This is a genomic window from Arthrobacter sp. 05T45, from assembly GCF_056395875.1.
Genome location: NZ_JBFTKI010000028.1, coordinates 19,462 through 35,529, shown reverse-complemented (window position 1 = coordinate 35,529; position 16,068 = coordinate 19,462). Strand labels below are relative to the sequence as shown.

Genomic DNA, 16,068 nt, shown 5'->3' with positions numbered 1-16,068 from the left:
GGCATGACGGCGCCGCCGGGAACCGGGAGTCCGCCGGCCGGCAGCGCCGGAAACAACAGCGCCGGAAACAACAGGGCCGGAAACAGCGCGTCGGCGCTGGCCGTGCTCCGCCGGATAACGTCCACCCGCCCGGCCCAGCCTGCCGGCGAGCGCTGCGAGATGTGCGCGGAGCCCATCCCGGACGCCCACCAGCACGTGGTGGATCTGGAGAGCCGCTCCCTGCTGTGCACGTGCCGGCCCTGCTATCTGCTGTTCACGGACTCGTCGGCCCATCTGCGTTACCGCTCCGTCCCTGACCGCTACCTCTCGTTCGAGCCCTTCGAGCTCGGCCAGGCCCAGTGGGACGAGCTGGAAATCCCGGTGGGGCTGGCATTCTTCTTCTTCAACTCGGCTCTTGGCCGGACGGCCGCTTTCTACCCGAGCCCCGCGGGCGCCACGGAGTCCGAACTTCCCCTGGCTGCCTGGGCGTCGGTCGAGGCGGCCAACCCGGCCATCACCGTGCTCGCCCCCGACACGGAAGCCCTGCTGATCCGCGCCCCCGGCCCGGACCGGGACCGGGCGGACTGCCACCTGGTCCCCATCGATGCGTGCTACGAGCTGGTGGGCCGCCTGCGGCGGGTATGGAAGGGCTTCGACGGCGGTCAGGAGTCCCGCCAGGAGCTCGCGGGATTCTTCGACCGGATCAGCCGCCGCAGCAGGCCGGGCGCCCCCGCGGCAGACTTGGAGGGACGCCATGGTTGAGCTCGAATTCAGTGTGCTGGACATCGCCCCGGAGCCCTACGCGGCCGCACCCCAGCTGACCGCGCGCCTGCGGATCCAGGAGAAGAGTGGCGCCGCCGTCCATGCCATGGCCCTGCGGTGCCAGGTGCGGATCCTGGCCCAGCGCCGCGGCTACGACGCCGACGAGGAAGCCGGGCTGCTGGAACTCTTCGGCACCCGCGGACGGTGGCCCACCACACTCAAGCCCTTCATCTGGATGCACAGCGGCGTCCTGGTCCAGGGATTTGCGGACAGTGCCGACGTTGACCTGCCGCTGCCCTGCACGTTCGACTTCGACGTCGCAGCGGCAAAATACCTGAACTCCCTGCGGGACGGGACGGTCCCGCTCGAGTTCCTCTTCTCCGGGACGGTCTTCACGCGCGGCGCGGCGGGCTTCGGCGTCGAGCAGATTCCCTGGGACCGGGAAACGCGGTACGCCCTGCCCGTGGCGGCCTGGCGCTCGCTGATGGACGCATTCTTCCCGAACCAGGGATGGATCCGCCTGGACCGCGACGTCCTCGCGGCCCTGGCCAGGTACAAGGCGGTCCACGGCTTGATTTCCTGGGAGGCCGCCATCGAGGGGCTGCTGGCCGGGGCGGGTGACCCGGTGCCGTGAACACCGGACTCAGCCTGGCCCGCGCCGTCGCCGACGCCGTCCTCTACGAGGGATACCTCCTGTACCCCTACCGCGCCTCGTCCGCCAAGAACCAGGCCCGCTGGCAGTTCGGCGTGCTCGGGCCGCCGGGCGCGGCTGAATCCGGTGCCGGCGAAGCGCCGGACATGGCAGCGGATTGCCTCCTCGAGCCGGGACCCGCGGCGCGGGTCGACGTGCACCTGCGCTTCCTGCACCTCCAGAGACGGTCCGCCGAACGCGCGGATGACGGCGGATTCACGCCCGTCGACGAACTCACCGTCGGCGCCTCCCGGTGGCTTAGCTGGGACGAGGCAACGGATCGGGAGATCACCCTCGGGCCGTACAGCCTCGGCCAGCTTGCCGCGGGCGTGTCCGCGCCGGTGAACGTGCCGGCGAACGAGGACATCGAGCCCGTGCTGGATTCCGCCGGCGCCATTGCGGGCCGGCTTGTGCGCCGGCGGCGGGAGCTTCGTGGCGAGGTGCGCCTGCTGGCGGCGCAAGTGGCGGCGCAGGGGCAGGCCGCCGGAGCAGATGCCGCGGCGGGGCCGGCCCACGGGCCGCTGTGGCGGCTCAGGGTCACGGTGGAGAACGCGGCGGCAGCGGCCACCGACACGCGTTCCGCCATCGAGTACTCGTTCATCGGAGCCCATGTCCTGCTCGCCGTCCACGATGCCGACTTCCTGTCGGTGATCGATCCGCCGGGATGGGCAGCGGCGGCGGCGGCTTCGTGCAGCCAGCACCGCTGCTGGCCCGTGCTCGCCGGCCCCGAGGGGCAGCGCGATGTCCTGCTCCTGTCCCCGATCATCCTCTATGACCATCCGGCGGTGGCACCGGAAAGCACCGTGGAACTGTTCGACGCGACGGAGATCGATGAAATCCTGACCTTGCGGGTGCTCACCCTGACCGATGCGGAAAAGGCGGAGGCCCGGTCAACCGATGCCCGGGCCGCGGCGATCATCGAACGCTGCGAAAACATGACGGCAGAGGAGCTCCAGCAGTTGCACGGCATCCTGCGGAACCCGCACGCCGGTGCGCCCCTCGGACCCGGGAGCATCGGAGGCGACGGCTTCCCCGGCCCCGCGGTCCCGGCCTATCCGGAGTTCTCAGTTCCGGAATTCTCGGTTCCGGGCGCCTCCGACGCGGACACCGGCACGCCGTGGTGGGATCCGGCCCGGGACGCCGCCGTGGATCCGGGATCGGACACCGTCTTCATCGACGGCGTCCCGATCTCACGCGGCAGCAGGGTGCGGGTTGTCCCGCTGCGCCGCGCCGACGCCCAGGACCTCTTCTTCGCCGGCAAGTCGGGGCGCGTCACCGGAGTCCACTTCGACGTCGACGGCGGAACGCACGTCGCGGTGGTCCTCGAGGCCGACCCCGCCGCCGAACTGCAGGAGTGGTACGGACGGTATCTGTATTTCGCCCCCGAGGAACTCGTGCCGCTCACCGCGGCGCCGGCCCCGGACAACGGAAAGGAACCATCACCATGAAAGCTCTGGGCATCATGACAGTCGTGCTCTTGCTGGCCGCGGGCCTGGCAGCAGCCGTCGTCGGCCTGCGTTCAATTCCGGACATCAAGCGCTACGTGCGAATGCGGAGCATGTGAGGCCCGGTGTGAGCGGGGTCCTCGTGGCGGGCGTGGGGAACGTGTTCCTTCGCGACGACGGATTTGGGCCGGCCGTCGCCCGCCGGCTGGCCGAGGAGGTGTCCGGCCTGCCCGGCTGGGCGCCGGAGGAGGTCCAGGTGCGGGACTACGGGATCCGCGGGCTGCACCTCGCCTACGATCTCCTGGACGGGGTGGATGCGCTGGTGCTCGTGGATGTGCTCCCGGCCCCGGCGGACGGGAGCACAGGCGCCGGAACGCTTCGGATCCTGAAGATCCGGGTGGAGGACCTGGAAAGCGGCGGTCCGCTGACGCCGGCCGGCCTGCGGGCCAATCCGGCCTTCGATCCGCATGGCATGGACCCGCTGGCTGTCCTCCGCCGTCTGCGTGTTTTGGGCGGATCGCTGCCGGAGACCTACCTGGTCGGCTGCATCGCGGGGCGAACGGACGAGGGCATGGGACTGTCCGAGGACGTGTCCCGCGCCGTTCCGGCAGCCGTGGAAGCAGTCCGCACCCTGGTCACAGCCCGCATCACGAACGCAGACGCAGCGCCCGCGAGCGCGGCTCCGGATGAAACAGGCTGAGGAGGAACCACGGATGTGTCTGGGAATACCGGGCCGGATCATCGAAGTGATCGACGGCTACAACGGGCAACTCGCCCTCGTGGATGTGGCCGGAGTGGAGCGCAAAATCAACATTGGCCTCCTCGATGACGGCCCCGTGGAGAGCGGCACGTGGGTCCTGATCCACATGGGCTTCGCCCTGGAACGCGTGGACCAGGAAGGCGCCGACCGTGCGATGACGGGACTTGAGCTCATGGGACGGGGCCCGGACCCCACCGACACGGTCCCGTAGCCTTCACTCCCCCACTGAAGGAACTCTCCCACTGAAGGAACTCCCCCACTGAAGGATCGAAAGGCGCCGCTATTCGAGGGCGATCGCTGCGCCGCGGTGCTCCACGCCGGAATTCGCGATCTTGAGGTGGCGCGCAAAGTAGTGCTGGAGCCGGTGGAGCTGGGCGGCCGAGAGCCGGTCGCACACCCAGTCCCAGTGGAGGGACACCATGTCCCCGGGCATGAGGTCAGCGATGAAGCCGGACCCGGCCACGGCGTACTTGGCCGTCTCGATCACCGGTTCCCCCAGCGACAGCGCCATCCCGTCCCACGCCAGGGGCCGCGAGCGCACGAGGGCGCTGTCCGCTTCGACGGCCACCACCTCGCCCCACCGGATGCGGCATTGGTCAAGGACATTCAGGGCCGTGGAGGAGCGCCTGTCATCGCGCAAGAGTCCCGTCCACGGATAGATTTCCAGGACGTGGAAGCTGTGATGCGGGACGCCGCCGGCCAGGACCCCTTCCATCAGATGCGGGAACTGATGCCCGGTCCGTGCGCGGAACCGGTCCTCCATGGAATTGCCGATGCTGCGCACACCCACGGAGTCCAGTAGCGTGTTTCCCACCCAGTAGGCCTCCACCACCGCGTAGTCCAGCGGGTCCGGGTTGCCGGTGGCGCCGGCGATGAGCTCCAGGTACGGCCAGGCCCCGGCGAACCCCTTCGCAAGTTCGCGCAGGCCCGCGTCGGTCACCCCGGACTGGCCATAGTGCAGCAGCGCGTCGCTGTCAGGCGGCCCGCAGCTGCCCCGCGAATTCGGCGGATACGCGTAGCGGACAAACAGTTGGGCGCCGTTGATTTCCATCCCGTGGCCTCATTTCACAGGGGATATCAGCGAGGCTAGCACCGGCGCCCATCGGCGAACAATGCCCGGCGGGACCGGCATTGACACCCCTGCGCATTCGGCGGATGCTGTGAGGAAATGCCGCACCGGGACCATTGCTGTGGCCGGCGCGGAGCGAATGGCCGTTGCGCGCGGTCCTTCCCGGGAGGTAGGCCGATGAGCGTCCCCGAAGCCAACCGACGATCTGTACTGGCAGCGGCCCTCTACGGCGGAGGGGCGCTGTTCCTCGCTTCCTGCGCCGCGGCCGGCACGTCGCCGCAGTCAACGCCGCCGGCAGGGGCTGCCGGTACTGCGCCCGCGGGTTCCGCCTCCGGCCCGGCCGGGATCCAGGTGACGGACCAGCGCGGGACGGTCCTAAGTTTCGACCGCCCGGTCACCCGGGTGGTGACCATTCCCATGCCCGCCGCCTCCCTGCTGGCCGCCGTCGACCAGGGCGCCGGCCATCTGGCCGGGATGCACAACGCCTCATGGGTCGCCATGCGCGACGGCGCCATGGGCACCATGTACCCGGAGGCCCTGAACATCCCGCACGACATCGCCACGACCGACTTCACGCCCAATGTCGAAAGCATCCGGGCACTGAACCCCGACGTCGTGGTCCAGTGGAGCGATGCGCAACTGACGGCACCCCTGGAACAGGCCGGGATGAAGGTCCTGGGCATCACGAACACCGGCACGCAGCAGGACGTGGACACGTGGACCGCGCTTTTCGCAACGATGCTGGGCCGGCCGGACCGGGCCGTGCAGATGAAGGCGCGCAGCGACGGGCAACAGAAGGCCATCCAGGCCGAGGCCGCCGCCCGCGGCACCGGCGGCCCGGGCATCATCTACTTCAACAGGTTCAGCGGCGGCCTCAAGGTGGCCGGAAACGGCAGCTACAACGACTTCTACATCAAGCTCATCGGGGCACACAACCCCGCCACCGGCCCGCAGGGCCTTCAGGGCAAGGGCATGGTGGGCGTGGACGTCGAACAGGTCCTCGCCTGGGATCCGGAAATCATCCTGCTCGGGAACTTCGACGCCGCGATGCCCGCCGACGTCTACGCCAACCCGGTGTGGCAAAGCGTCTCCGCGGTGCGCTCCCGCCGCGTCTACAAGGTCCCGCTGGGCGGCTACCGCTGGGATCCCCCCGGCCAGGAATCGCCACTGATGTGGCGCTGGCTCACAGATGTCAGTTTCCCCTCCGGCAACCGCTCCACGCTGAGGGACGAGACAAACGACTACTTCGACTTCCTGTACCGCCACCGGCCATCGGCGCCGGAGCTGGACAAGATCCTCTGGACCGAGGCCAACGGCACCTCGGCCAACTACCGGCAGTTCGATGCTTCGTGAGGCCCAGCCTCTGACCACGGGACCCCCCGGCGGCCGGGGACCAGGGCTGCGCCAGGTCATCGGTCCATGCCTGCTCTCAGGAGCAGTCCTGGCGGCCGTGTCGGCGGTTGCACTCGCCAGCGGCCGCTACAGCGTGTCCCTGGACCATGTCGTGCAGATCCTGGCCTCCCGAATAGTTCCCTTCGGCCCGGGCCTTCCCGCGGCCGAGGAAAACGTGGTGCTGCTGGTCAGGTTGCCCAGGGTCCTGCTTGCCCTGCTGGTCGGTGGCGCCCTCGCAATCGGCGGCGCGGCCCTGCAGGCCGTGTTCCGCAATCCCCTGGTCAGCCCAGAGGTCATCGGCGTCTCCTCGGGCGCCTCCTTCGGCGGTGCCCTGGCCCTGCTGCTGGGCCTGGGCCCCGTCGCCCTCGTGGGCGGATCGTTCGGCTTCGGGCTGCTGGCACTGGGAATCGTCTTCCTCATCACGTCCGGGCGGGGCGGCGCCCACATCCTCATGGTGGTCCTCGGAGGAATCGTCACGGCCTCCTTCTTCTCCGCCCTGGTGGCCCTGGTGACGTATCTGGCGGACCCGTTCACCACCTTGCCCGCCATCGTATTCTGGCTGCTTGGCAGTGTCTCCACCGCCACCTGGGCGAAAGTGCTGGTGGCCCTCATTCCCATCGCTGCCGGCGGCGTCGTCCTGCTGGCCCTGCGGTGGCGGATCAATGTGCTCTCGCTCGGCGACGACGACGCCACCGCCCTGGGGCTCCGGCCGCGCCCCCTGCGCTGGGCGGTCCTCGCCGCCGTGGCCCTCATGGTCGCCGGGGCCGTCGCCGTCAGCGGCGTCATCAGCTGGGTGGGGCTGGTCATCCCGCACCTCGCACGCATGTGGGTGGGACCGGACCACCGGGTGCTGCTGCCGGTCTCCTTCCTGCTGGGCGGGGCCTACCTGATCGCCATCGACACCATCGCGCGCACCGCCACGGCCGGGGAAATCCCGTTGGGCGTCCTGACCGCCCTGATCGGCGCACCGGTGTTCTTCGTGCTGTTGCGCCGGAACCGGGAGAGGATCTGGGACGGTGCTTGAGCTGCGCGGGGCCGGGTTTGGCTATTCGCCGCAGAACTGGGTGTTCAAGGATCTCAGCTTCTCGGTGCCGCCGGGCACCGTGACCGCGGTCCTGGGGCCCAACGGCAGCGGCAAGACGACCCTGGTGCGCTGCGCGGCCGGCATGCTGGCCGTACAGGAGGGTGCGGTGCGCAGGTCCGAGACGGCGGGCTATGTTCCCCAGGCGCGCGGCAGCACGTTCGGCTACCCGGCCCTGGACATGGTGGTCATGGGCCGTGCCCGCCACATCGGCGTTTTCCGCTCCCCCGGCAGCCGGGACAGGGCCGCCGCGCTCCGCGCCATGGACCGGGTGGGGATCGCCGCCCTGGCCGACCGGCTGTTTCCGACGCTGAGCGGGGGCGAGCAGCAGCTGGTCCTCATTGCACGGGCTATCGCGGGCGGTTCGCGGCTCCTCGTCCTGGATGAGCCGTCCACCGGGCTGGACCTGAAGAACCAGGTCCGGGTCCTCCAGCTGCTGAGGGAACTCGTGCGGACCGGGATGTCGCTGCTCGTGAGCACCCATCACCCGGACCACGCCCTGTTCCTCGCGGACTCGGTGGTCCTCATGGGCGCCGCGGGTGTGGTGACCGGGCCTGCCGGGCCGCTCCTCGCCGATGCGCAGCTTTCCGCGCTGTACGGCGTCCGTGTCAGCACCCTGAGCTACGACGACGCCGGGACGCCCCGCCGCACGGTGGTCACCCCCTTCGGCGCCGAGGAGGGCTGAACCGAACGCCCAAGCGCCCGGCAGCTGGGCTGCCGGGCGCTTGGGGCGTCATCGAGCGGTAGTGCGTCCTGTCAGTTTAGGGCCGGGGTGCGGCCCTGGCCGGTTCCGGCGTGGTTCGGGACGGTGCAGGCGCGGGTTCAGGCGTGTGCCAGGACCGGTTGTGCCGGCTGTGCGGGCTGTTCGGCGGCATCCTGTGCGCCGGAGTGGCCGGCCAGCATCGTCTCTTCGTCGAACGGCTCGGCACCGGCCAGGACACGGTCCACGCGTCCGCCGTCGATCTCCTTGACCCAGGTGCCGATCAGCACCGTGGCGACGGCGTTGCCGGTGAAGTTGGTCAGGGCGCGCGCCTCGGACATGAACCGGTCGATGCCGACGATCATGCCCACGCCGCCCAGCAGTTGGGGTGCGTGCGCCTGGAGTCCGGCGGCCAGCGTGGCCAGGCCGGCACCGGTGACGCCGGCGGCACCCTTGGAGGCGATGATCATGAAGACCAGCAGGGAAACCTGGGCGCCAAGGTCCAGCGGCGTGCCCATGGCGTTGGCGACGAACAGTGCGGCCATGGTCAAGTAGATGGCGGTCCCGTCGAGGTTGAAGGAGTACCCGGTGGGGACCGTGACACCCACGACGGGCTTGGACACGCCGAGGTGTTCCATCTTCGCGATCAGGCGGGGCAGCGCGGCTTCGGAGGAGGACGTGGAGAAGATCAGCAGGTATTCGCGGCCGAGGTACTTCATGAGCTTGAAGATGCTGACGCCTGCGACCGCCTTGAGCAGGCCGCCGAGGATCACGACGATGAACAGGGCGCAGGTGATGTAGAAGGCACCCATCAGGGTCGCCATGCTGATGATGGCCTGGAAGCCGGTTGCACCGACCACTGCGGCGATCGCGCCGAAGGCTCCGACCGGGGCCAGCCACATGATCATGATGAGGATGCGGAACACGAGGGCCTGGCCGTAACCGACGGCCTTGAGGATCGGGGCTCCCTGCGGGCCCATCTTCTGCAGCGCGAAGCCGACCAGGATCGCGGCGAGGAGGGTCGGCAACACGGGAATGTCGCCCGGGATGATGCCCAGAAGGAAGTCAACGGTGCTGTCGACTGCCGCCTTCTTGTTCGGATCATAGGGGGCGAGCTTGAGGCCCTCGCCCGGGTGGATCAGGTTGCCGACCACCAGGCCGATCCCCAGGGCGAACGTGGACATGACCACAAAGTAGGCGAGCGCCAGGCCGCCGACCTTGCCGACCGTGGCGGCCTTGGCGATGGAGCCGATGCCCAGCACGATGGTGCAGAAGATCACGGGCGCGATCATCATCTTGATGAGTTTGATGAAGCCGTCGCCGAGTGGTTTGAGGGATTTGCCGACCTCGGGGAACAGCAGGCCGATAACGGCACCTGCAATCACGGCTACGATGACTGCGATGTAGAGGTAGTGGGACTTGTCCAGTCCCTTGCGCTTCTTGGCCGGAGCGGCGGCCGGTGCTGCTGACTCTCCTCGTTGAGAGGCCATGGTGTTCTCCTTGGATAGGCTGGACTTGGTGCGGTCCTGGCTGTGGTCCGCTCTTGTCCTTCTTGCGTGTAACCCCATCATTGATGAGAAGGTGACGCGCATCACCCTTGCGTTCATATTGGTCATGGAAGGTGTTGATGATCCGGCGCTGGAGCATCGCCCGCAGGCTGTTTGCGGCCAACCTGCTGTTCGTGGTGGCCCTGACGGCCATCGTTGGCACGGCCGTGTTCGTGGACGCGCGCGATCACGCCTACGACGAGGCCGGACGCCGGATGGCCGGCATCGCCACCGCCGTCGCCGACGCCCCCTTCGTCCTGGCGGCGGCGGACTCGGCCGATCCCACGGCCCTGCTGCAGCCGTATGCCCTGAAGACCATGAACGACGCCGACGCGGATTTCATCACGATCATGGCCCCGGACCGCACGCGCTGGACCCACCCGCGGGATGAGGAACTGGGCAAACCGTATATCGGCTCCATTGACGCGGCCCTCCATGGCCAGGTGTTCACGGAAGTCGTGGCCGGCACCCTCGGCCCGTCGGTGCGCACCATCGCCCCGGTCAAGGATGCCGACGGCAAGGTCCGGGCGCTCGTGGCCGCGGGCGTGACGGTCCGGACGGTGGACGTCGCACTCTCCGGCCGGCTGCCGGCGCTGCTGGCCATCAGCCTGGCGCTGCTGGCCGGCGGGTCGGCGGCGGCCTGGCTCCTGGGACGGTACCTGCGCCGGGTGACCCGCGGCTGGGGCCCCGAAGAGCTGGGCCAGCTCTTCGCGTACTACGAATCGGTGCTGCATTCGGTGCGCGAGGGCGTGATCCTCATCGACCCCAAGGGCAAAGTGGTGATGTACAACGACCAGGCCGCCGAACTGCTCGGGTTGAGGAAGCAGTCCGCCGACGGCGGTCCCACCTCCGGCGCTGACCGCGGGGTTGCGGGGGGCGGCCGCCAGGCGGCGCCCTCCCTCGCGGAGTTGCCGCTGGCCCCCAGCCTCAAAGAGCTCTTCGAATCGGGGCGGACCGCCCTGGATGAGATCCACCTGACCGGCTCGCGGATCCTGGTGGTCAACCAGGGCCCCGCGGTGGGACCCGAATCTGCCAGCGCCCGCCCGCGCGGAGCGAAGTCCGGCGCTGCCGGCGCTGGCACTCCTGTTTATGGAACGGTCGCCACCATCCGGGACCGTACCGAGATCGAATCCCTGGGCAGTGAACTCGAGACCATGCGCACGCTCTCGGACGCGCTCCGCGCCCAGACCCATGAACACGCCAACCGGCTCCACACCATCGTCTCGCTCATGGAACTGGGCCGGGGCCCCGAGGCGCTGGACTTCGCCACCAAAGATCTGGAACTGAGCCAGCGGCTCACGGATGACATTGTGAGCTCCATCGAGGAACCCGTGCTCGGCGCCCTGATCATGGGCAAGGCAGCCGAAGCACACGAACGCGGCGTCGAACTGACCCTCAATACCAGCGGTTCCACGGCCGTGACCGGACTGGCCGTGCAGGACCTCGTGGCCATCCTGGGGAACCTGCTGGACAATGCCATCGACGCCGCGGCCGAGGCGCCGGCACCCCGGCTCGTGGAGCTGACCGTCGAGACCACCGGCTCCGCCCTGGAGATTACCGTGGAGGACAGCGGCCCCGGGATCGATCCCGCGGCCGTGGAGGACGTCTTCCGGCACGGTTTCAGCACCAAGGCCCCGGGACCGTTCGGACGCGGCCTTGGACTGGCCCTGGTGCGCCAGGCGGTACAGCGGCTGGGCGGTACCATGACAATCACCAGCCCGGCCGGGGCGCTGTTCCGCGTCACTCTGCCCGTCACAACACCGCCGGTCACTCCGCTGCCGGTCACTCCGCTGCCGGTCACTACCGAGGGACAACCATGAGCGAGATCCGGGTACTCGTCGTCGAGGACGAGCCCATCGCTGCCGCAGCGCACGCCGCCTACATAGAAAGGCTGGACGGTTTCACCCTGGCGGGCTCCGCGCCCGACGGCCAGTCCGCCCTGCGCCTGCTCACCGAATTCTCCGCGGCAGGCAATCCGGTGGAGCTGGTCCTGCTGGACATGAACCTCCCGGACCTCCACGGGCTGGACATCGCACGCCGGATGCGGGCGGCCGGACTGTTCGCGGACATCATCGCCATCACCGCGGTGCGGGAACTGAACATTGTCCGCAGCGCGGTGGCCACCGGCGTGGTCCAGTACCTGATCAAACCGTTCACCTACGCGACCTTTGCGGACAAGCTCGCCAGCTACCGGCTGTTCCGCGAGCAGCTGGCCGCACCCCTGGCCGGGGAAGCCGGAGCCCGGGCGTCCCAAAGCGATGTGGACCAGGCCTTCGCCAGCCTCCGTGCCCCGTCCGAGCTGTCGCTGCCCAAGGGCCTGGCCGTATCCACGCTGGAATCCGTCCAGGACTACATCAAGCAGCAGGCCGAGGCGGTGTCGGCCAGCGAGGTCATGGAGGCGCTCGGGATGTCCCGGGTCACCGCCCGGCGCTACCTCGAATACCTCGCCGACGCCGGAACGGTCTCCCGCGCCGCCCGCTACGGCGCCCCCGGGCGGCCGGAGAACGAATACCGCTGGAACCGGCCGCGGACGTAGGCCTGCCGCTCCCCGTTACCGTCACCGGGAGGGCACTTGCCGGCAATCCCGGGAAACACTGCCGCGAAATGCCGTCCCGGCGGTTTCCTTGTGGCGGGATGATCGCGAATGCTTAGTGCCATGCGGCCGCTGTTGACGTGTCAGGGCAGCGGGGCGGCGCGCGTTGCGAATAGGCGATGATCCGGGTGATCATCATTCGCCGCCCCACTGCGGTCTGGTGCCGGCGGACACTGTGTGTCCGGGCCTTCTGCGTGGTTACTTGCCGCAAACGAAGACTTCATTCAATGCGGCGGGGTCGGCCCGGCTATCGGTAGCCGCACCGCCGGTGGCCGCGCGGTTACATGATGCCGGTGGGAACCAGCAGGACCCAGGCGAGGGCCGGGGCTACGAGCACCACTCCCCCGGCATACGCCATCAGCTGCCGGTACACTCGCTGCCTGTCATTGTCGCGGGCGTTGGCGACCACCAGCGCACCGTCGGTGGAGAAGGGCGAGACATCCACCACCGTGGCAGCTATAGCCAGCGCCGCGACCGTTCCTGATGCGCTCAGCGAGCTGGTAGCCAGGAGCGGACCGGCCAGGGGAATGAACGCGGTCAGCAACGCCGTGGAGGAGGCGAAGGCTGAGCCGACGCCAATGACATAGCAGAGGACCAGCGCCACCAGCAGCGGTGCGCCCAGTGCCAGAGCCTGCTCGGCGAGGGTGTCGATGACGCCAACGTGCTGGAGCAGGGAGACATAGGTGATCATGCCGGCAACCAGCAGGACGGTGGACCAGGAGACACCGCCGATGAACGTCTGGTGTTCTTTGATATTGACCAGCGCCAGCAGGAGCCCGGCGGAGAGTGCGACAAAGCCGATCGGCAGGTGGAAGCCCAGGGTGCACACGAGCATCACCGCGATCAGTGCCAGCGTGAGGATCTGCTGCCCGCGAGGGCGGCTGGTGCGGGCGGTGTCGACGTCGGCATGCTGGCCGCCTTCGCCGTCCCGCAGCCTGCCCAGGAGGGCGAACAGGACGATGGTGAGCACGGAGAGAATGAGGTTAAGAGCGAAGCTGGCGATGAAGAGTGCGCCCTGGGAAATGGGAAATCCGTTCTTCAGGGCGATATCGTGCACCAGCACGCCGGCGACGGACAGCGGGGAAAAGCCGCCGGCGTGGGCTCCGTTGATGATGAATGCGCCCATCAAGACGGGATGGATCCGGGACTCGTAGGCGAAGCCGATGGCCGCCGGCGCCAGCAGCGCGACGGCGGCCGGCGAGAAGGTGCCCAGTGACGTGAGCGCAGCAGCGATCAGGAAGAACACCCAGGGCAGCAGCATCGTCTTGCCCCTGACGAGGCGTACGCAGGTCTGGACGATGATGTCGATGGTGCCGTTCCGCTGGGCCATGCTGAAGAAGTACGTGACTCCGATGATCGTCACGACGATGCTGGCGGGGAACTCTTCGAGGATCTGCTTGTCCGTCATTCCGAGCATGAAATAGCCGACGCCGAAGGAGGCAACCAGCCCCATCACGCCGATGTTCAGCGGCCATTTCGTGGCGACGATGAACATAATGACGAGGATGACGAGCGGGATGATTTGGACAGCGGTCATGGAGTGCTCCGGTTGCGGGGTGGCCGAAGGGTTGAAGATATCACCCCCCAGCACGAGCGCAATCAAAGCCAGGAACGCGAACCCGGCGGCCGCCGCCAGCAGGATTCGGCGGCGGCGGGTTGGACGCGGGGCATCGTCGTCCCGGGTCTGGTCCGCAGCGACAGCGGTGCGGTGCTCAGTCTTGGTCATGATGGTCTCCTCAGCGGGTGGCTCCCGCGAGGGAGGCAGCGACGGCGCTGCCGGGGACCTCGGGGAGATGGATGATGGTTGTGGCGATGGTGCGGGCCGTGCGGTCGACGCCTACGAGGAGCGTCCCGTCGTGCTCCTCGCTCCAGGTCTCGATGACCCCGGCGGGGGTGCGGAGCCGGAGCGTGCTCCCCAGGGAGTCGCCCGTAATGGTGTGCAGCACGGTGCCGGGGGTGCGGGCGGCCAGGGTCAGGGCGATGCTGCCGGTGATGGCCAGGGCCGGGTGGGGCTTGCCCATGGAGAGCATCATGACGTTGGCGTCGCAGTCTGGGTCAGCCTGGGCGGCCGCGGCGACGATGGCGAGCTTGGGGATGGCCCGGGCCGCTTCGGCTGTTGTGCGGACCAGCCCCATCCGCACCGCCGCCTGCCGCCGGATCTGCTCCAGGGTATCCAGCTGCAGCTCCACTCCGGCGCGCCAGCTGTCGTACCTGGCCGGGTCCAGGCCCAGTTCTTCGGCGTTGACGATCACGACGGGCGCTCCGGCGTCGACCATCGACACAGTCCAGCGGGTTCCGCCGGCGGTGAGGGTGTCAGTGGCCGCACCGGTGGGCAGCAGCGCACCGGTGGTCCTGCCGGCAGGGTCCTGGAAGCCGAGCCCCACAGCGTAGCCGGGGAAGGGTACGCCTGGCGTCCGGGCGTCCGGAACGGAGGCCAGGGCTCCGGCAGGGGTGGCCACGCGCTGGACGATGATTTGGTTGGTGTTGGTGTTGCGGGTGACGATCCGGGTGACGTCTCCGTTGGGGAGCACCCAGCCCTTCTCGATGGCGTACAGACCCACCACCGCCGAGCCGTTCCCGCAGTTGCTGCCCCAGTCCACCGCGGCCTCTTCGACACCGACTTGGGCAAAGGTGTACTCAACGTCGACGTCGCCACTGACGGGCCGGTGCACGATCACGGCCTTGCTGGTGGTCGAGGTGGCGCCGCCGACGCCGTCGATCTGGCGCGGATCCGGGCTGCCGAACAGCCGCGGCAGCAGCACATCCAGGCTGATGCCGCCCGCCTGAAGATGCTCCGCTTCGAACACCCAGCACTTGCTGGTGCCTCCGCGCATCCATTGGGCTTCGATCTTCATGGTGTTTCCCGCTTCTCCTCGTGCCTCAGACTTGAATGAGGACCTGAAAAGAGATTGAGCCAGATCACAACTTTAGACAATGTTGGATTTTTTCAGGGGGATGTAGGATTGCTTAATTCATAGAGCGCTGGAGGATTATTCCCCAGCTGCAAAGCGTCCGTTGCCAGGAAAAGTGCTCGAAGTCCTCAAGGCAGGCCTCGTCCCGGCAGGGAATGAACCAAAGGCGAAGAAGGGTGAAGCGTTGCTAAAGGACGAAGGTCAGGATTTGTTCGACATAAGGCGGCTGGCGCTTCTGCTGGAGGTGGTGGAGCAGGGCTCGATCACCGCGGCGGCCGAGTTGATGATGTACACGCCCTCGGCCGTCTCCCAGCAGCTGCGCAAGCTCGAACAGGAAGTGGGGCAGCCTCTGCTCACCCGCCGCTCCCGCGGGGTGGTGCCCACCGAGGCCGGCCAGGTTCTGGCCGGCCACGCCCGCAAGATCGTCTGGCAGATGCAGGCAGCCCGGTCCGACCTGGGCCAGATTGCCGGCCTCAGACGCGGTTCCCTGACTGTGGGTACATTCCCAACCCTGGCCGGATCCTTCCTGCCCATCGTCATCCGGACCTTCAAGAAGCGCTACCCGGCCATCAGCCTCTCTTTGCGCAGCGCCCGCTTCGACGAACTCGTCGCAGATCTGCAGTCCGGGGTCACGGGTCTGTGCCTGCTCTGGGATTACCCCTGGAACCCGTTCCGGGACGATTCCATCCGCGTAACCGAGGTCTTCCGGGAGAGCACCGTTATCCTGGTGGCCCGCAGCCATCCACTCGCCGAGCGGGAGCAGGTACGCATGGAAGACCTGCGCAACGAGTCCTGGATCGTGCGCGCCGAGGCCCACCCCGTCGTGGAGGTGCTGCAGCGTTCCGCTCACGACGCCGGATTCGAACCGGAGATTGCCTTCCTGGCCAACGACTACCAGGAGGCCCAGGCCATGGTCAGCGTGGGAATGGGCGTGGCTATGGTGCCCAAAACCGCCGTGGCACTTCAGCATCCCGACGTGAAGGTGCTGAGCCTGGGCTCCGCTGCCCCGCTGCGGAGAATACTGCTGGCGCAGCGGGAGGACAAGGTCTATGCCCCGGCCGAGGTGGCCTTCCACTCCACCCTGTTGGAAATCGCCCGCGAACGGGCCGGCGACTATCACTAGACCACGAGGCTGCT

General features: G+C 68.4%; 16 protein-coding genes. 12 read left to right on the top strand and 4 right to left on the bottom strand.

Going from position 1 to position 16,068, the window contains the following annotated elements:
- The first annotated feature begins 3 nt into the window (after nt 1-3).
- Genes AC1DGD_RS19280 through AC1DGD_RS19255 form a run of 6 tightly spaced genes read left to right on the top strand, consistent with a single transcriptional unit; the run spans nt 4 to nt 3,848 of the window.
- Nucleotides 4-741: a DUF5947 family protein gene (locus tag AC1DGD_RS19280; RefSeq protein WP_476857886.1), complete on the top strand. Its 738-nt coding sequence runs from the start codon at nt 4-6 to the stop codon at nt 739-741.
- Nucleotides 734-1,375, top strand: coding sequence for a DUF6084 family protein (locus AC1DGD_RS19275; protein WP_476857885.1), 642 nt, complete (start codon nt 734-736; stop codon nt 1,373-1,375). The genes AC1DGD_RS19280 and AC1DGD_RS19275 overlap by 8 nt, the downstream gene beginning before the upstream one ends.
- Nucleotides 1,372-2,880 carry a hypothetical protein gene (locus AC1DGD_RS19270; protein ID WP_476857884.1) on the top strand — a complete coding sequence of 503 codons (1,509 nt, stop codon included), beginning with the start codon at nt 1,372-1,374 and terminating at the stop codon, nt 2,878-2,880. The genes AC1DGD_RS19275 and AC1DGD_RS19270 overlap by 4 nt, the downstream gene beginning before the upstream one ends.
- On the top strand, nt 2,877-2,996 hold the full coding sequence (locus AC1DGD_RS19265) for a DUF6893 family small protein (RefSeq protein ID WP_018772298.1): 120 nt from the start codon (nt 2,877-2,879) through the stop codon (nt 2,994-2,996). Before AC1DGD_RS19270 ends, AC1DGD_RS19265 begins: the two co-directional genes overlap by 4 nt.
- An 8-nt stretch (nt 2,997-3,004) precedes the next feature.
- Nucleotides 3,005-3,577 (top strand): hydrogenase maturation protease, encoded by a 573-nt coding sequence (locus tag AC1DGD_RS19260; protein WP_476857883.1) that lies wholly within the window; start codon nt 3,005-3,007, stop codon nt 3,575-3,577.
- 13 nt (nt 3,578-3,590) lie between these two features.
- Nucleotides 3,591-3,848: a HypC/HybG/HupF family hydrogenase formation chaperone gene (locus AC1DGD_RS19255; RefSeq protein ID WP_230008283.1), complete on the top strand. Its 258-nt coding sequence runs from the start codon at nt 3,591-3,593 to the stop codon at nt 3,846-3,848.
- A gap of 69 nt (nt 3,849-3,917) precedes the next feature.
- Here the strand turns inward: AC1DGD_RS19255 and AC1DGD_RS19250 are convergent, their stop codons facing one another.
- Nucleotides 3,918-4,688, bottom strand: a complete 771-nt coding sequence (locus AC1DGD_RS19250) for a DUF6390 family protein (RefSeq protein ID WP_230008282.1) — start codon at nt 4,686-4,688, stop codon at nt 3,918-3,920.
- A gap of 195 nt (nt 4,689-4,883) precedes the next feature.
- Here AC1DGD_RS19250 and AC1DGD_RS19245 point away from each other — a divergent pair, with 195 nt between their 5' ends.
- The 3 genes from AC1DGD_RS19245 to AC1DGD_RS19235 all read left to right on the top strand — a co-directional run bounded on the left by AC1DGD_RS19245 (nt 4,884) and on the right by AC1DGD_RS19235 (nt 7,864).
- The gene (locus AC1DGD_RS19245; protein WP_476857882.1) at nt 4,884-6,059 is read left to right on the top strand and encodes an ABC transporter substrate-binding protein; all 1,176 of its coding nucleotides are present in this window, start codon (nt 4,884-4,886) and stop codon (nt 6,057-6,059) included.
- 97 nt (nt 6,060-6,156) lie between these two features.
- Nucleotides 6,157-7,122, top strand: coding sequence for a FecCD family ABC transporter permease (locus AC1DGD_RS19240; protein WP_179129146.1), 966 nt, complete (start codon nt 6,157-6,159; stop codon nt 7,120-7,122).
- On the top strand, nt 7,115-7,864 hold the full coding sequence (locus tag AC1DGD_RS19235) for an ABC transporter ATP-binding protein (protein ID WP_223916560.1): 750 nt from the start codon (nt 7,115-7,117) through the stop codon (nt 7,862-7,864). Before AC1DGD_RS19240 ends, AC1DGD_RS19235 begins: the two co-directional genes overlap by 8 nt.
- A 137-nt stretch (nt 7,865-8,001) precedes the next feature.
- Here the strand turns inward: AC1DGD_RS19235 and AC1DGD_RS19230 are convergent, their stop codons facing one another.
- The gene (locus tag AC1DGD_RS19230) at nt 8,002-9,369 is read right to left on the bottom strand and encodes a cation:dicarboxylate symporter family transporter (RefSeq protein ID WP_476850387.1); all 1,368 of its coding nucleotides are present in this window, start codon (nt 9,367-9,369) and stop codon (nt 8,002-8,004) included.
- A 137-nt stretch (nt 9,370-9,506) separates the two neighbouring features.
- Between AC1DGD_RS19230 and AC1DGD_RS19225 the strand changes: the two genes are divergently transcribed.
- Nucleotides 9,507-11,246 carry a sensor histidine kinase gene (locus tag AC1DGD_RS19225; RefSeq protein WP_476857881.1) on the top strand — a complete coding sequence of 580 codons (1,740 nt, stop codon included), beginning with the start codon at nt 9,507-9,509 and terminating at the stop codon, nt 11,244-11,246.
- The gene (locus AC1DGD_RS19220) at nt 11,243-11,962 is read left to right on the top strand and encodes a response regulator (RefSeq protein WP_223916554.1); all 720 of its coding nucleotides are present in this window, start codon (nt 11,243-11,245) and stop codon (nt 11,960-11,962) included. The genes AC1DGD_RS19225 and AC1DGD_RS19220 overlap by 4 nt, the downstream gene beginning before the upstream one ends.
- Nucleotides 11,963-12,299: 337 nt before the next feature.
- Here the strand turns inward: AC1DGD_RS19220 and AC1DGD_RS19215 are convergent, their stop codons facing one another.
- Together AC1DGD_RS19215 and AC1DGD_RS19210 are read right to left on the bottom strand one after the other, a co-directional pair.
- On the bottom strand, nt 12,300-13,745 hold the full coding sequence (locus AC1DGD_RS19215; RefSeq protein ID WP_476857880.1) for an SLC13 family permease: 1,446 nt from the start codon (nt 13,743-13,745) through the stop codon (nt 12,300-12,302).
- 10 nt (nt 13,746-13,755) lie between these two features.
- Nucleotides 13,756-14,874 (bottom strand): PrpF domain-containing protein, encoded by a 1,119-nt coding sequence (locus AC1DGD_RS19210; protein ID WP_476850384.1) that lies wholly within the window; start codon nt 14,872-14,874, stop codon nt 13,756-13,758.
- Nucleotides 14,875-15,115: 241 nt separating this feature from the next.
- Here AC1DGD_RS19210 and AC1DGD_RS19205 point away from each other — a divergent pair, with 241 nt between their 5' ends.
- Nucleotides 15,116-16,054, top strand: a complete 939-nt coding sequence (locus AC1DGD_RS19205; RefSeq protein ID WP_476850473.1) for a LysR substrate-binding domain-containing protein — start codon at nt 15,116-15,118, stop codon at nt 16,052-16,054.
- Nucleotides 16,055-16,068 lie beyond the last annotated feature (14 nt).

Coding starts and splice junctions, on each gene's coding strand:
- AC1DGD_RS19280 (WP_476857886.1), top strand. CDS start 4: ATGACGGCGCCGCCGGGAACCGGGAGTCCGCCGGCCGGCAGCGCCGGA.
- AC1DGD_RS19275 (WP_476857885.1), top strand. CDS start 734: ATGGTTGAGCTCGAATTCAGTGTGCTGGACATCGCCCCGGAGCCCTAC.
- AC1DGD_RS19265 (WP_018772298.1), top strand. CDS start 2,877: ATGAAAGCTCTGGGCATCATGACAGTCGTGCTCTTGCTGGCCGCGGGC.
- AC1DGD_RS19255 (WP_230008283.1), top strand. CDS start 3,591: ATGTGTCTGGGAATACCGGGCCGGATCATCGAAGTGATCGACGGCTAC.
- AC1DGD_RS19250 (WP_230008282.1), bottom strand. CDS start 4,688: ATGGAAATCAACGGCGCCCAACTGTTTGTCCGCTACGCGTATCCGCCG.
- AC1DGD_RS19245 (WP_476857882.1), top strand. CDS start 4,884: ATGAGCGTCCCCGAAGCCAACCGACGATCTGTACTGGCAGCGGCCCTC.
- AC1DGD_RS19230 (WP_476850387.1), bottom strand. CDS start 9,369: ATGGCCTCTCAACGAGGAGAGTCAGCAGCACCGGCCGCCGCTCCGGCC.
- AC1DGD_RS19225 (WP_476857881.1), top strand. CDS start 9,507: ATGATCCGGCGCTGGAGCATCGCCCGCAGGCTGTTTGCGGCCAACCTG.
- AC1DGD_RS19220 (WP_223916554.1), top strand. CDS start 11,243: ATGAGCGAGATCCGGGTACTCGTCGTCGAGGACGAGCCCATCGCTGCC.
- AC1DGD_RS19215 (WP_476857880.1), bottom strand. CDS start 13,745: ATGACCAAGACTGAGCACCGCACCGCTGTCGCTGCGGACCAGACCCGG.
- AC1DGD_RS19210 (WP_476850384.1), bottom strand. CDS start 14,874: ATGAAGATCGAAGCCCAATGGATGCGCGGAGGCACCAGCAAGTGCTGG.